Source organism: Actinotalea solisilvae (genome assembly GCF_016464425.1).
Classification (GTDB): Bacteria; Actinomycetota; Actinomycetes; order Actinomycetales; family Cellulomonadaceae; genus Actinotalea; species Actinotalea solisilvae.
Window position 1 is genome coordinate 119,793 of record NZ_JADDKQ010000002.1, and the last position, 14,463, is coordinate 134,255.

A 14,463-nucleotide genomic window follows, 5' to 3' on the forward strand; every position below is an offset into this window, starting at 1 on the left:
CCGCTCTCAGATGCCGGCGGTGCCGCTGAACCCCGCGGCCGTGCCGGACGTCACGACCGTCGTCGGGACGGCGGTCGGCTGGATGCCGGCGTCGCGCAGCGCGGCGTCGAACGCGTGCGCCGCACCCACCGCGTCGCCGTGGGCGAGCAGGCGGTCGCCGAGCGAGCGCCACACGGTCGCGGCCATGCGGCCGGCCGACATCATCGCGAGCCGTCCGACGGCCCACTGGTAGGTCTCGCGGGCGCGGTCGATCTCACCGCGCGCCGCGTAGGCGTCGCCGAGCAGGATGTGGCCGTTGCACATGTCGAGCGCCGCCTGCTCGTCGAGGCGTGCGAGCCCGACCGTCGCGAGGCGCTCGGCGCGGTCGGCGTCGCCGAGCATGAGGTGCGCGCGTCCCTGCTCGAAGTCGCAGCGTGCCAGCTCGAGCTCCGACCCGACGACGGCCAGCTCCTCGGCCGCCTGCTCGAGCTGCACGAGCGCGGCCTGCGGCTCGGGCGGCGAGCAGCGCAGCAGGAGCCACCCGTAGTGCAGGCGCAGGCGAGGGACGTCGCGGCTCGCGGCACCCTCGCTGAGGTACGCGAGCGCCCGCTCGGTGAGCCGGCGCGCCTCGGCGAGGTCGCCGCGGCCCTCGGCGACGAGCGACGCGTTCCAGTAGATGCTGCCCCGCCCGCGCATGGTGCCCTTGGCCTCCGCGAGCGCGATGAGCTCGGACGCCCGGTGCGCGGCGAAGAGCAGGTCTCCCCGCTCGTAGTAGGACCACAGCAGCGTCGCGCCGAGGCGCAGGTGCTCGTCGGTGCCGGCGATGCCCGCCGCCTCGATCTCCTCGACCAGCTGCTCGCCCAGCGCGATGCTGTGCCCGAGGTCGCCCGCCTCGTGGTAGGCGGCCACGAGGTCGCAGCCCATGACGGCGACGTCGAGCCAGCGACGCTCGGACCGGGCGTCGGCGAGCAGCGGCTCGAGGACCGCGACGCACTCGTCGAGGTCACCCAGGGCCTCGTGCGCTCGGGCGAGCGTGTGGAGCGCCTCGACGTGGTGCCGGGGGGCGATCGTGGTGAGGTCGAGCGCGAGGAGCCGGTCGCGCGCCTCCTGCGCGGAGCCGTTCGCGAGCGCGAGGCGCGCGAAGCCGAGCTCGAGCCGGGCGCGCTCCTCGCTGGGAGCCTTGTCGCCGAAGCGCAGGTACTCCGCGGTGGTGCCGAGTCGACGCGCGAGCACGGCGAGCGCGGCGTCCGTCGGCACACGGTGCCCCGCCTCGATGAGGGAGATGTAGCTCGGCGAGAAGTCCTCGCCCGCGAGCGCCGTCTGAGAGAGGCCGGCGCGCGTGCGCTCGACGCGGAGGCGATCCGAGAGTTCTGTCACAGTCCGTCACTCTAGACGTGACATCGGCCGCTGGGCAGCCCTCCCGGTGGATGAAAAGCAGCGGTGTCCGGGCCGGGCACGGACGCCCTCCGCCGCGGCGGCGGCGGCGCGTCCGTGGGACGCGCCGCCCTGCCGGCGGTCAGATCTTGCAGCAGCCGGTGCTGCCGACACCGGACATCGTGGTCGCCCCGCCCGTGCTGAGCGGCAGGCCGACGAAGGCCAGGCCGAGCGTGACGGTGAGGGCGGCGACGGTCTTGACGATGCGGTTCACGGAAGTGCTCCTCGGGGGTGGGAGGGGGTGTCTTGTCATGACGACTATGACAGGATTCCTCCACTTATGCACCCCCTTTCAGCAGCGAGTTTGACGAAATCGTGGTCATTATTTGGTGCAAATGCGCAAAAAGGTGGTCGAAGCGCTCCGGGTGAAATTCCGAGCGCCACGACCTTCTCGGCGGCCTCGTCGCCACCAAGTCACATCGCCGTTGACTCCTTCCCGTGCGCGCGTGCCCCCGCTCGCCCACCGTGCCGGGAGCGCGGGCCCGACCTCGCGGTCGCCGACAGCGCGGCGCGGCGGACCAGCGCCGTGCGCCGCCCGGCGGTCCGGTCAGCCGCGGGCGGCGGCGACCCGCAGGACGGCCCGCTCGATCGCGAACACCGGGTCGCGCCCGCCTCCCTTGACCTCCGCGTCGGCCTGGGCGACGGCGCTCACCGCCGCGGCGAGCGCCTCCGGCGTCCACCCCACGAGCTCGCGGCGGGCACGGTCGACCTGCCAGGGCGCTAGCGACAGGTCGCGCACGGGGTCGAGCCCGCGGCCCCGCGCGGCACCCACCTTCGCGAGGGTCCGCAGCTTGGCCGCGAGCGCCGCCACCAGGGGCACCGGATCGGTCCCGGTGGCCATCGCGTGGCGCAGCAGGGCGACCGCGTCGCCGGCACGGCCCTCGACGGCCGCGTCGGCGACGCGGAAGCCCGTCGCCTCGACCCGTCCCCCGTAGTAGCGCGTCACGAGGTCGAGGGTCACGGTGCCGCTGGAGTCCGCCGCGAGCTGCTGGCACGCCGCCGCGAGCTCGCGCAGGTCGGCGCCGCACGCCTCGAGCAGGGCCCGCAGCGCCGCGGGCTCGGCCCGCCGACGCACCCGGCGGAGCTCCGCCACGGCGAACGCCTGCTTGTCGGCGTCGCGCTTGAGCGGGTCGCACACGACGACGGCCGCGCCGGCGGCCCGCACCGCGTCGAGCGTCTTGCGCCCGCGCACTCCCCCGCCGTGCTGCACGACCAGCCAGACGTCCGGCGACGGGTCGGCGAGATAGGCGACCACGTCGGCCATCGCGTCCTCGGTGCCGGACTGCAGGTCCGTGACGACGACCATGCGCGGCTCGTCGAACAGGGAGGGGCTGGTGGCCACCCGCAGGCGGCCGGGCTCGTAGGCGGCTGCCTCGAGGCGCGTGACCTCGACGCTCGGCTCGCGCTCGCGCGCCAGGCCGACGAGGCGGTCGACGGCACGTTCGGCGAGCAGCGCCTCGGCCCCGGTGACGAGCACGACGGGTGCGAGCTCGGCCTGGTCCCACGGGACGCCCGGGCCGGACGCGGACGGGCTGCGACGTGCGGCAGGTGGCATGCTCCCAGCCTCCCACGAGCCCCTGTCACGCCAGGAGCCCCGTGCGTCGCGGCCGCGGGCCTGACGTGCCTCCGCCGGGGCCGACCGGCTCACAGGCACCCGGCCCACACCCGCAGCCGGTCCCCCTCCTCCGCGACCGTGACGGCCCCGCACCGGTCGGTCGTCAGGACGAGCGCGCCCGTCGCCCGGTAGAGCTCGACCGTCGAGCGTGCGGGGTGGCCGTAGGAGTTGCCCGCGCCGGCGCTGACGAGGGCCACGCTGGGCGCGAGGGCCTGCGCGAGCCGGGCGGACTGGTGGGCCGAGCCGTGGTGGGCCACCTTGACGACGTCGACCGCGGTGCCGGGCCCACCGCCCTCGCCCGGCGCACCCGGCAGCAGGGCGGCGAGGCGCTCCTGCGCCTCGGGCTCGACGTCGCCGAGCGCGAGCACGTCGAGGCCGGGCGCGCGCAGGTGCACCACGAGGCTCGCGTCGTTGGCCTCCTCGCCGCCGCCCCCGTCCGCCGGCGGGTCGAGCGCCGCGGCGACCGGCACGCGCGACGCGACCGGCCACAGGACCGTCCACGCGACGTCGCCCGCGCGACCCTCGCCGTCCGGGTCTCGGTCGCCCACCGCGCCCGGCCCCGCGTCGGCGAGACCCACGTCGACCGGGACGCCCGCGGCCTCGAGCGCGTCGACGGTCCGGCGGGCCTGGCCGGCGGGCTCGGGCAGGGGGCTCACGAGCGCGCGCTCGACCCGCCGCCCGGCCAGCACGCCCGGGAGCCCGCCCACGTGGTCGGCGTGGTGGTGCGTGAGGACGAGCAGGTCCACCCGCTCCACGCCGAGCGCGTCGAGGCACGCGCCCGCGGCCGGCCCGTCCGGACCGACGTCGACGACGACGGCGGACGCCGTGCCCGTGCGCACGACGAGCGCGTCCCCCTGGCCGACGTCGCACTGGACGACGCGCCAGCCCTCCGGCGGCCCGCCCCCGGGTGCGAGCGCGGCGAGCGGCGCGGTCGCCCCCGGCACCGCGAGGAGGAGCACCAGCGCCAGGCCGCCCCCCACCAGGGCGCGCAGCCTGGGCGCACGGCGTACCAGCACGAGCACGAGCCCGGCGGCCGTCACCCCGGCGAGCAGGAGCGCGCCGCCCGGTCCACCCGGCCAGGCCAGCCGTGCGCCGTCGAGCCCGGCGGCCGTGCGCGCGACCGTGCCGATCCACCCGCTCGGCACGGCCGCCACGCGGGCGAGCGCCGCGGCGGCCGTCGGCGCGACGGGCGCTGCGAGGGTGGCGGCGAGCCCGAGGAGCGTCGCGGGCGCGACCGCCGGTGCCGCGGCCAGGTTGGCGGGCACGGCGTAGAGGGACACGCCCGGGTCGAGCAGCACGAGCACGGGAGCGCACGCCGCCTGGGCGGCGACCGGGACAGCGAGGGCGACGGCCGCCCATCGCGGGACACGCCCGGGCACGCGCCGCACGAGCGCCGGGGCGAGGAGGACGATCGCGCCGGTCGCCACGACCGAGAGCACGAACCCGTACGAGCGCGCCAGCCAGGGGTCCACGACGAGCAGCACCGTCACGGTCGCCGCGAGCGCGGGCAGCGCGCGCGAGCGGCGTCCGACGGCGAGCCCCGCGAGCGCGACGGCGCCCATCCCCGCCGCGCGCACGACGCTCGGCTCCGGCCGCACGAGCAGGACGAACCCGGCGAGGACGAGCGCGCAGGCCGCCGTCCTCGCCGGCCGCGGCAGGCCGGCGGTGAGCGCGAGCACCGCGACGCCGAGCACCGCGACGTGCGCGCCCGACACCGCGGTGACGTGCGTCAGCCCCGACGTCCGCATCGCGGTCGCGAGGTCGGCCGGCACGCGCGACGTGTCCCCCACCGCAGCGCCCGGCACGAGCCCGCGCGCGTCGCCGGGGAGGTCGTCCGTCGCCTCGAGGAGGCGCGACCGGAGCGCGGCGGCACCCGCGTCGAGCGCCCCCGGCGGACCGGTCACGCCCGGGCCGCCGGACGCCACCACGAGCGCGACCGCCTCGTCGCCCGGGTCCGTCGCCGCGGCGCGCCCGGTCGTCGCCACCCGGGTGCCGACGGCGAGACGGGACCACCGCTCGTCGCCCAGCACGAGGGCGACGCCGCCGCCGGGGGGGGGCGCGCCCCCGGCCACCACCCGGGGGGCGGTGGGCGCGGCCCCCCCCCCCCCCCACCCCCCCCGGCCCGCGCCCGCCGCGCCGAGGCCGCGGAGCGTGCTCGCCGCGCCTCGACGGCCGCGGCGCGCGGGGACGGGCGACCGTGACGCTGCGAGAGCCGAGAACCCATGGACCCCTTGACCGAGAAGCAGATCCGCGCGTGCTTCGCCAACGCCAGCCGGCGTGAGGCGAGCCAGGCGACCCTCCCCGACCTGGCCGCGCTCCCCTGGGAGCGCCTCGACTACCTGGGGTGGCGGGACCGCAAGGCGCCCCTGTCGGCGTACGTCGTCGTCGCGCTCGACGACGGCCCCGCCGGCGTCCTGCTGCGCGCCGCCGACCGCGGCAGCAGCCGCGTGCGCCGCAAGGGCGTGTGCGCGTGGTGCACCGACGTGGTCGCGACCGACGACGTGAGCCTCTACGTGGCGCGCCGCGGGGGCGCCGTCGGGCGGCGCGGCGACACCATCGGCACCCTCGTGTGCACCGAGTTCACGTGCTCGCAGAACGTCCGCCGCACACCCACGCGGGCCGAGGCCGGCACGCACGCCGACGCCGCGGCGCGTGAGGCGATCGTCCAGAGGCGCATCGGCGAGCTGCGGGAGCGGTCGGCCCGGTTCGTCAGCCAGGTGCTGAGCACGCGGTGACCCCACGCCGGCGACCCCTGGTCCTCCGGGGTCGCCGGCGGCAGGATGCCCGCATGGCCTACGACGTCGAGCTCGCCGACCGGATCCGTGACGCCGTCGAGGGCGAGCCGGGCGTGGTCGAGAAGCGCATGTTCGGCGGGCTCGCCTTCCTCGTGGACGGCAGCCTCGCGGTGAGCGCGAGCGGCCGCGGTGGGATGCTCCTGCGGGTCCGCCCGGACGAGCCGGGGTCGATCGCCGACGACCCGCGGGTCGAGCCCTTCGTCATGCGCGGCCGCGCCATGGCCGGCTGGCTGCACGTGCCCGCGGAGGTGGTCGCGGACGACGACGCCCTGCGGCGGTGCGTCGCGGAGGGCGTCGCCACGGCGCGGTCGGTCGCCGGGTCGTAGGCCGGGCCCGCCCGTCGCCCGAGCCGGCCCGAGCAGGCCGAGACCGTCCGAGCCCGCCCGAGCCCGTCCGAGCCCGCCCGGAGCCCGCCGCCGTCCCCGGGGGCGGTCAGCCCTCCGCGGTCGGGACCGTCGTGTACTGGGCCAGCGCCATCTCGCGCGCACCCGCGACCTCGGCGTCGCCCGCCGTCCCCGAGCGCTCGACCACGGCGGTCCAGCGGTCGACGGACTCCCGGTTGAACCGGATCATCTCGGGGGCGTCCGCGGCCGCGAGCGGGTCGCCCGTGAGCTCGCCGCGCAGGTGCCGGGCGAGGGCGACGAGCGCGCCGTCCCAGCCGGGACCGACGAACAGTGCGCCGGCGCCGCTGCCCGCCATCGCGAGGGGAACCGTGTGCGTCAGCTCGACCGTCGTCGCCGCCGGCGTCTCGGCGAGGCGGACCTCGACCACGCTCTGCGGACCCCCGAAGGTCACGCGCAGGAGGGTCGGCCGCTCGCACGCGAGGACGTCGCCGCCCGCGTTGCCCTCGAGCTGGAACGACCCGCCGACGACGAGGTCGCCGGTCACGGGGTAGAACCAGCGCGGCAGGCGCTCCGGGCTGGTGAGCGCGTCCCAGACGTCGTCGGCGTCGGCGTCGTACGTGCGCGCGACCGTCACGGAGACGACGTCGGCCGTGCTGTCGACCGCGACCGCGCGGTGGATGGCGGCGATCTCCTCGAGCATGTCGAACATCTCTCACTCCTCCTCGGTGGTGGACGTGCGACGCCGCTCCCGGCGTCCGCGCGCGATCTCCGTGCCCAGGGCGTCGAGGCGCTGGTCCCAGAACTGGCGGAACGGCTCGAGCCAGCGGTCGACGTCCCGCAGCGACGCGGCCTCGACGACGTAGAGGCGACGGGTGCCCTCCGCCCGCACGCGGGCGAACCCGTTCTCGCGCAGCACGCGCAGGTGCTGCGACACGGCCGGCTGGCTGATCCCGAACTCCGCGCCGATCGCCGCCGCCACCTCCCCGGCGGACCGCTCCTCACGGAGCAGCTCGAGGATGCGGCGGCGGACCGGGTCACTGAGGACGTCGAACGCGTGCACGGACACTTTCTATCACCAACGCCTTATATAAGTCCACGCTTAGGCCCGCGTCCCGCGCGAGCGCGGTCGCCGATCAGCGCCGGCCGCCCTCAGGGAACCCGCACGTCGCCCGGGACGCGCCACGTGACGTCGCCCGGGTCGCTGGGCCGCGCCAGGAGGTACCCGGACGCCCAGTCGCACCCGGCGCGCACGACCTGCTCGAGCTGGTGCTTCGTCTCCACGCCCTCCGCGATGACTGCGGCGCCGAGCGAGTGGGCGAGCTGCACGATGCCCTGGAGCACGGCGTAGCCGTGGGGCTCCTGCGCGCCGTGCACGAAGGACCGGTCCACCTTGATGACGTCGACGGGCGCCTGCGTGAGCCGCGCGAGCGAGCTGTAGCCGGTGCCGAAGTCGTCGATCGCCACGTGCACGCCGAGCGCCCGGACCTCGCGCACCTGGGCCGCGAGGTCGGCGTCGTCGGCGAACGCGGACTCGGTGACCTCCATCCCGAGACGGTGCGCGGGCACCCCGGCCGCGGCCAGGGTCTCGCCGAGACCGTCCGCGAACGACGGGGAGGCGAGCTGACGCGGGGACACGTTGACCCATACCCGCAGGTCGGGCACGTCCTGCCAGCGTGCGAGCTGGCGCGTCGCCTCCTCGACCACCCAGCGCCCGAGGGGCTCGATGAGGCCCGACTCCTCGGCGACGCCGATGAACTCGCCGGGCAGGACCGTCCCGCGCGACGGGTGCCGCCACCGTACGAGCGCCTCGACGTGCTCCGCCTCGCCCGAGGTGACGTCGAAGGCGGGCTGGAAGTGCAGGGCGAGCTGGGCGTCCGCGATCGCGGCCCGCAGGCCCCGCTCGGTCTCGACCCGGTGGAGGAGGCCGGTGTGCACGCTCTCGTCGAACCACGCGGCGCGCTCACGGCCGGCGTCCTTCGCCCGGTAGAGCGCGGCGTCGGACTCGCGCAGCAGCGCGCCGAGGTCCGGCGGGCCGCTGACCCGGCTGATGCCCGCGCTCGCCCCGACGTGCAGCGAGCGGTGGCCGAGCTGCACGGGATCGCTGGCGGCGCGCAGCACCGACGCGGCGAAGGCGTCGACCTCGGCGGTCGTGGCGTCGAACAGCACGCTGACGAACTCGTCCCCGCCGAAGCGGGCGAGCAGCGCGCCGGGTGGCGTGAGCGCCGCGAGGCGGCCGGCGACCTCGGCGAGCACGAGGTCCCCCGTCGCGTGCCCGAGGCTGTCGTTGACCAGCTTGAACCGGTCGAGGTCGGCGAAGACGACCGACGTCGTCGCGGCGCCCGTGCGCTGGACGGCCTCGCGGAAGCGCTCGAGCAGCCCCGTGCGGTTGAGCAGGGAGGTCAGCTCGTCGTGGCTCGCGCGGTGGCGGAGCTCGTCCTGGGCCGCCTCCGCCGCGGACCGCGCCTCCCGTTCCGACGTCAGGAGGCGCTCCCGCTCCTGCGCGGCCTCGTGGCGCGTCGAGATGTCGTGGAACGAGATGCTCAGCCCGCCGCCGCGGAGCGGGCTCGCGCGCACCTCGACGTGCAGACGGAAGTGCGGGTCGAACCCCTCGAACACGTCGGCCTCACGGGTGCGCATGACGCGGCGGAGGCGCCGCTCGATCTCGGTCCCCCGCGACGGCGCGTAGAGCTCCCAGATGTCCTTGCCGCGCGCGTCCGACCACCGGGTGCGCAGCGCCTCCTGGGCCGGGGTGTTCATGTACCGCAGACGCCACTCCGCGTCGACCGCGAGGAACGCCTCGGAGATCGACTCGACGACCTCGACCACCGTCGCCGCCTGCTCGATGAGGCCCGCCTGCGCCGAGACGTCGCGGAACAGCGCGTAGGCCCGCTCCGCACCGTCGGCATCGGTGAAGACGGCGGTGGAGAGGTCCGCCTCGAAGGTCGAGCCGTCCGCGCGGTGCATGCGGAGCAGGCCGCGCCAGGAGCCGTCGCGCGAGCGTGCCTCGATCGCCTCGCGCCACCGGGGGTCGGACAGGTCGGCGAGCCCGCCGCGCCCGAGCGCGCAGATCTCCTCCTCCGTCCAGCCGAGGAGGCGGCAGGCGGCGGGGTTCGCCGCGTGCGTGCGGCCGTCCGGCGACGTGATGAGCACCGCGTCGACGCAGTGCTCGAACAGGGCGGGGCCCGCCCGACGTGCTGCCTCCTCGTGCACGTGCCTCCCTCGCGTCGGTCACGGGTCACCGGACACCACGAGGATGACGGCGGCCCGGTCCTGCCGCCATCCCGCGATCACGCCAGGTCGTCCGGCAGGAGGGGTGCGGCGATGCCCTCACCGGGCCGCAGGAGGCTCGCACGCGTCACCGCGCGGGTGCCGAACCGGTCCGCGACGGCGTCCACGGCGGCGTCCAGCCCGCCACGGCCCGCGGCCGCGAGGTCGAGCGTGGGTTGCACGACGGCGTCGCTCGCGAGGTTGGTGAGCGCGACGCCGACGAGGGTCAGCCCGCGGTCGCGGACGAGCGCCGACGCCTCGTCCAGCAGGTGCGCGGCCGTCGCCGCGAGCTCCTCGGACGACGCCGTGCCGTGCGCGAACGACCGTGACCGCGTCGCGCGGGTGTAGTCCGCGAACCGCAGGCGCAGGACGACGGTCCGGGCCGTGCGGTGCGCCGCGCGCAGCCGGCGCCCGACGCGGTCGACGAGGCCCAGCAGCGCCGCGCGGACGAAGGCGTCGTCGTGGGGACCCCGGCCGATCGCGCGCTGCGCGCCGATCGAGCCGCGCGCACGCCCCGTGACGACGCGCTCGGGCGTGCGCCCGTGGACCACCGCGAAGAGGTGGTGCCCGGCCGCCGGCCCGAGCAGCCCGACGAGCACCTGCTGCGGCAGCGCGGCGACGTCGCCCGCGGTCACCAGGCCGTAGCCGTGCAGCCTGCGCGCGGTCACCTCCCCCACGCCCCACAGCAGCTCGACGGGCAGCGGGTGGAGGAACGCCTCCTCGTCGTCGGGCGGGACCACCATGAGCCCGTCCGGCTTCGCCACGCGGCTCGCCACCTTGGCGAGGAACGGCGTGCGGGCGACGCCGACGGTGATGGGCAGCCCGACCTCGTCCCGGACCTGGGCGCGCAGGCGGGCGGCGATCGCGGCCGGCGGCACGTCGATCCGGTGCAGGCCCCCGACGTCGAGGAACGCCTCGTCGATCGACACGCCCTGGACCTGCGGCGTCGTCCGGTGGAAGAGGTCGAACACCGCGCGGCTGGCCTCGAGGTACGCCCCGAACCGCGGCGGCACGACGACGAGCCCCGGGCAGAGCGCGCGCGCCTCACGGCCGCTCATGGCGGTCCGGACTCCGCGCCACTTCGCCTCGTACGACGCCGCGAGCACGACGCCTCCGCCGACGGCGACCGGCCGGTGGCGCAGCCGCGGGTCGTCGCGCTGCTCGACGGCCGCGTAGAACGCGTCGAGGTCGGCGTGCAGGATCGTCGCGCGGCGCGCGGGTCCCGGCGGGTCGGTCACGGCGGCCATGCTCCGCCCGACCACCGACACGCCCGCGGGGGGGCGGGATAGCGTCGGCGGATGGACTCCTTCGACGTGGTCGACTGGCGCCGGCGCGTGACGGCGCTCTACCGCGAGGTGCGGGCGACCGCGTCGCCCGCGGACGCGCACGGCGCCTGGGTGGAGGGCCGCGCCGCGCTGCTGCGGACGCACCCCGCGTCGCCCGTCGCCCCGGTGTTCCGCGACGCGTGGCCCGGTCCTGTGGTCGCGCCCTACGACCCTGCCCTGCGCTTCGTCGTCCCGGTCGACCGCGACGTCGAGCCGCGGCGGTGGGACGTCACCACGGGCACCGACGGCGTCGTGCCGTTCGAGCTCGTCGGGCGCGTGCACCTCGGGGTCGGCTCGCTCGACGTCTGGTGGCTCGGTTCGTACGGCGGCGGCCTCTTCCTGCCCGTGCGGGACCCGGCGCCCGGGTCCTACGGCGGCGGCCGCTACCTGCTGGACACGGTCAAGGGTGCCGACCTCGGCGGCGACCGGGACGCGCTCGTCGTCGACCTCAACTTCGCCTACCAGCCGTCGTGCGCCTACGACCCGGCGTGGGCGTGCCCGCTCGCGGGGCCCGGGAACCGGCTGGAGGTGCCCGTCGTCGCGGGCGAGCAGTACGTCGAGGTCCCGCTGCCGTAGCGGGCGCAGGCACGCGTCAGGCGTCCGCGCGTCCCTGGAGCGAGGGCTGCCAGGTGCAGACGTCGACCTCGTTGTCCTCGGAGTCCGCGAGCGTCCACCACGACGGCGCGTGCGCGTCGGTCACGAGGTGGCCGCCCGCGGCGAGCGCGGCCGCCACGCGCGCGTCGGCCTCGTCGTGCGGCACCCAGACGTCGACGTGGAGCCGGTTGCGCTGCGGGCGCGGGTCGCCCATCTGCTGGAACCACAGCGGCGCGCCCCGGCCCAGCGGGTCGACGGCGTCCTCCTCCGGGCTGTCCGCGCGCGCGACGTACCCGAGCACGGCGCGCCAGAACGGCAGGACCTTGGGGATGACCATCGCGTCGACCGAGAGCTGGACGGTGTGCAGCCGGCCGGGCTCGGCCGGTGCGTCGAGCTCGCGCGCGACGGCGGAGATCTGCCGGGCCAGCTCGACGTGCCGGGGCACGAGGCCGAAGTGGTCGGACGACGCGTGCACCAGCCGGACGACGACGCCGTCGGACCGGACGTCGACGTCCGGGTGGTCGTCGTCGAGGCCGGTGATCTCGCTGATGGCCTGCACGAGGCCGGCGCCGGCCGCGAAGGAGCCGGTGCGGAAGAACGCGCACGCGCCCTCGCCGAGCACGCGCCAGTCCTCGACGCCGTCGGACGCGTGGAAGGCCCGCGGGCTGATCGTGTCCGTCATGGCCCGACGGTAGACCCGGCCGACGACGCCGGGAAGGCACCCGGCTCAGCCCGGCAGCAGCCGCACCTCGCCCTCGTCGGGCCACCCGGGCTTGGCCCACCAGTGGTCGTACCGTCCGTAGGGCCGCGCCTCGCGCCCCGCGAGGAGCGCGACGAGCCCGCGCGCCTCCGCGGCGAGGCCCTCCCACGCGTCGTCGGGCAGCGGGTGGAAGGACGTCGCCTCGACGCCGCCGTCGACGGACCGCCACACCCCGGCGACCCGGCCGTCGACGAGCAGGGTCGGCAGCACGTCGCCGTTGGTCCGCACCACCGCCGCCCGGTACGCGGGCGGGACGACGCGCGGTCGGTCGAACGCGAGCAGCGTGCTGTCCCACATCGCCATGAGGCGTGGCGGCGCGGGCGTCCCGGCCGGCGGGCGGAGCCCGTCGGGGACGTCGTGGAGCACCGCGCCGTCCGGTCCCTCGAGCCGGACGAGGGCGTCCCCGAGCGCGGTCACCGCGTCCCGGACCCGGGGCCGCGGCACGAGCGTGAAGCGTGCGACGTCGGCGACCGACGCCGGGCCGAAGGCCTCGAGGCAGCGGACCACGAGGGTCGCCAGGGCGGCCGCGACGGCGCCGGCGTCCGCGGGTGCCGCCGGCAGCCCGGACGCGACGAACGCGGGCCGGGCGCCGAACGACCAGGGCCCGCCGCTGGGCGCGTGCCGCAGCGGCGCGTAGCGCCGCAGCGCCCACCACACGTCCTCGGGCGGGCCGACCGCCGCCTCGACCCACGCGACGAGGTCAGCCATCGGGCGGGGCCGGGCGGCGTGCGCGAGCAGGCCGGGCACGAGGGCGTCCGCCTGCTCGGCGGTGAGCCCGCTCCGCAGGGAGCGCGCGTGCGCGAGGCGCGCGTCCCGCAGGGTCGGCAGCAGCGCGGCGTGCAGCATCGCGTGGTCGTCGCGGTGGACGGCGTGGAGCGTGACCCGCAGGAGGGTCGCCTTGACGAGCGTGCCGTCGGCGAAGGCCGCGTCCACCGCGGCCGGGTCGAGGTCCGCGACGCGGTTCCACAGCGCGAGGTACGGCGACGCGGGGTGCTGCGCCTGGAGGGCGAGCACGCGACGCACCGCGTCGGGCACGGGGAGGCGCGCGCGGTCGAGCAGCAGCTGGCGCGCGAGCGTCGCGCGGTTGAGCTCGTCGTCGTCCAGCCTCACGCGCACCCGCCCACGGCGCCACTGTGCCCGACGGACCCGATGCCGACCAGGCCCGGCGCCGCCCGCCGCGCGCAGCCGCACCTCGACGCCGTCGGGACGCGGTGGCACGCTCGAGGTGACCGGGCCGCTGCGCACGCGGCCGGGAGCGGAGGACGTCGTGGTCGGGCACGTGGCGACGGTCGAGACCAGGGTCGCGGCGACGCGCGACGACGTGTGGCGCGTGCTGACGGCGCCGGGGTCCCGGCCCGAGATCATGTTCGGCGCCGAGACGGTCACCGACTGGCAGGTCGGGAGCCCGATCGCGTGGCGCGGAGAGTGGGAGGGCACGCCCTTCGAGGACCACGGCGAGGTGCTCGAGGTCGAGCCGGGGCGGCGCCTCGTCGTCACGCACTACAGCCCGATGAGCGGGCAGCCGGACGTGCCCGAGAGCTACCACACCCTCACCTGGACGCTCGAGGACGACGGCGCGGACGCGTGCGTCGTCCGGCTCGAGCAGGACAACAACGCGAGCGCGGAGGAGGCCGAGCACTCGGCGGCGAACTGGTCGTCGATGCTCGACGGCCTGCGGACCGTCGCCGAGCGCGAGCGCCGGCGCGGCACGGCGGGCTGACGCGATGACGCCCGACGCCCCGGGCCCGCGCGACCTGCACACGGAGCGGCTCGACCTCGTCGACTTCACGGCCGACGACGTCGACCTGCTCGTCGAGCTCGACGCGGACCCGGCGGTCACGCACTTCATCACCGGCGGCCTCCCGACGAGCCGCGCGGAGGTGGTGCACGAGGTGCTGCCCGCGTTCCTCGCCTACCCCGAGCGGTTCGCGGCCGGCTACGGGTTCTGGAAGGCCGTCGAGCGCGCCACGGGCGAGTTCGTCGGCTGGTTCCACCTGCGGCCCGGCGAGGGGCACCCGGCCGACGAGCCCGAGCTCGGCTACCGGCTCCGGCGCAGCGCCTGGGGTCGCGGCCTCGCGACCGAGGGCTCGCGCGCGCTGGTCGACGCCGCCTTCGAGCGGATGGGCGCCCGGCGCGTCGTCGCGGAGACGATGGTGGTCCACGTCGCGTCGCGCCGCGTCCTGGAGAAGGCCGGCCTGCGGCGCGTGCGCACGTTCCACGCGGACTGGCCGTACCCGATCCCCGGCGACGACCAGGGCGACGTCGAGTACGCGCTGACCCGCGAGGAGTGGGCCGCGGCACGCGGGACCTCGATCCCTGGCGGGACCTCGCCGGTCGCGTGAGGATGCCC

General features: G+C 76.9%; 15 protein-coding genes. 5 read left to right on the forward strand and 10 right to left on the reverse strand.

What is annotated here, in order from left to right; translation table 11 throughout:
- Positions 1-6 precede the first annotated feature (6 nt).
- From JIG38_RS03015 to JIG38_RS03025, 4 genes are all read right to left on the reverse strand, one after another.
- Positions 7-1,356, reverse strand: coding sequence for a helix-turn-helix transcriptional regulator (locus JIG38_RS03015; protein ID WP_199422100.1), 1,350 nt, complete (start codon positions 1,354-1,356; stop codon positions 7-9).
- A 139-nt stretch (positions 1,357-1,495) separates the two neighbouring features.
- Positions 1,496-1,627 carry a hypothetical protein gene (locus JIG38_RS20600; RefSeq protein ID WP_267907590.1) on the reverse strand — a complete coding sequence of 44 codons (132 nt, stop codon included), beginning with the start codon at positions 1,625-1,627 and terminating at the stop codon, positions 1,496-1,498.
- A gap of 333 nt (positions 1,628-1,960) precedes the next feature.
- Complete coding sequence (gene holA / locus JIG38_RS03020) at positions 1,961-2,968, reverse strand: DNA polymerase III subunit delta (RefSeq protein WP_199422102.1); 1,008 nt, start codon at positions 2,966-2,968, stop codon at positions 1,961-1,963.
- An 89-nt stretch (positions 2,969-3,057) separates the two neighbouring features.
- Positions 3,058-5,013, reverse strand: coding sequence for a ComEC/Rec2 family competence protein (locus JIG38_RS03025; protein WP_307844511.1), 1,956 nt, complete (start codon positions 5,011-5,013; stop codon positions 3,058-3,060).
- Between the two features lie 237 nt (positions 5,014-5,250).
- Between JIG38_RS03025 and JIG38_RS03030 the strand changes: the two genes are divergently transcribed.
- Positions 5,251-5,763, forward strand: coding sequence for an FBP domain-containing protein (locus JIG38_RS03030; RefSeq protein WP_199422230.1), 513 nt, complete (start codon positions 5,251-5,253; stop codon positions 5,761-5,763).
- 53 nt (positions 5,764-5,816) lie between these two features.
- Complete coding sequence (locus JIG38_RS03035; RefSeq protein WP_199422104.1) at positions 5,817-6,149, forward strand: TfoX/Sxy family protein; 333 nt, start codon at positions 5,817-5,819, stop codon at positions 6,147-6,149.
- 106 nt (positions 6,150-6,255) lie between these two features.
- On the opposite strand, the gene JIG38_RS03040 is transcribed toward JIG38_RS03035, so the two are convergent.
- From JIG38_RS03040 to dinB, 4 genes are all read right to left on the reverse strand, one after another.
- On the reverse strand, positions 6,256-6,876 hold the full coding sequence (locus JIG38_RS03040; protein ID WP_199422106.1) for an SRPBCC domain-containing protein: 621 nt from the start codon (positions 6,874-6,876) through the stop codon (positions 6,256-6,258).
- Positions 6,877-6,879: 3 nt separating this feature from the next.
- Positions 6,880-7,227 (reverse strand): ArsR/SmtB family transcription factor, encoded by a 348-nt coding sequence (locus tag JIG38_RS03045; protein ID WP_199422108.1) that lies wholly within the window; start codon positions 7,225-7,227, stop codon positions 6,880-6,882.
- A gap of 89 nt (positions 7,228-7,316) precedes the next feature.
- Entirely contained in the window at positions 7,317-9,377 is a 2,061-nt protein-coding gene (locus JIG38_RS03050; RefSeq protein WP_199422110.1) for a putative bifunctional diguanylate cyclase/phosphodiesterase, read from the reverse strand.
- Between the two features lie 77 nt (positions 9,378-9,454).
- Positions 9,455-10,672 carry a DNA polymerase IV gene (gene dinB / locus JIG38_RS03055; RefSeq protein WP_307844513.1) on the reverse strand — a complete coding sequence of 406 codons (1,218 nt, stop codon included), beginning with the start codon at positions 10,670-10,672 and terminating at the stop codon, positions 9,455-9,457.
- 60 nt (positions 10,673-10,732) lie between these two features.
- Between dinB and JIG38_RS03060 the strand changes: the two genes are divergently transcribed.
- Positions 10,733-11,335 carry a DUF1684 domain-containing protein gene (locus JIG38_RS03060; RefSeq protein ID WP_199422114.1) on the forward strand — a complete coding sequence of 201 codons (603 nt, stop codon included), beginning with the start codon at positions 10,733-10,735 and terminating at the stop codon, positions 11,333-11,335.
- Positions 11,336-11,351: 16 nt separating this feature from the next.
- Here the strand turns inward: JIG38_RS03060 and JIG38_RS03065 are convergent, their stop codons facing one another.
- Complete coding sequence (locus tag JIG38_RS03065; RefSeq protein ID WP_199422116.1) at positions 11,352-12,035, reverse strand: 4a-hydroxytetrahydrobiopterin dehydratase; 684 nt, start codon at positions 12,033-12,035, stop codon at positions 11,352-11,354.
- 45 nt (positions 12,036-12,080) lie between these two features.
- Positions 12,081-13,223 (reverse strand): winged helix DNA-binding domain-containing protein, encoded by a 1,143-nt coding sequence (locus tag JIG38_RS03070; RefSeq protein ID WP_307844514.1) that lies wholly within the window; start codon positions 13,221-13,223, stop codon positions 12,081-12,083.
- Positions 13,224-13,338: 115 nt separating this feature from the next.
- Here JIG38_RS03070 and JIG38_RS03075 point away from each other — a divergent pair, with 115 nt between their 5' ends.
- Positions 13,339-13,833 (forward strand): SRPBCC domain-containing protein, encoded by a 495-nt coding sequence (locus tag JIG38_RS03075; RefSeq protein WP_307844515.1) that lies wholly within the window; start codon positions 13,339-13,341, stop codon positions 13,831-13,833.
- 4 nt (positions 13,834-13,837) lie between these two features.
- Positions 13,838-14,455, forward strand: coding sequence for a GNAT family N-acetyltransferase (locus tag JIG38_RS03080; RefSeq protein WP_199422119.1), 618 nt, complete (start codon positions 13,838-13,840; stop codon positions 14,453-14,455).
- Positions 14,456-14,463 lie beyond the last annotated feature (8 nt).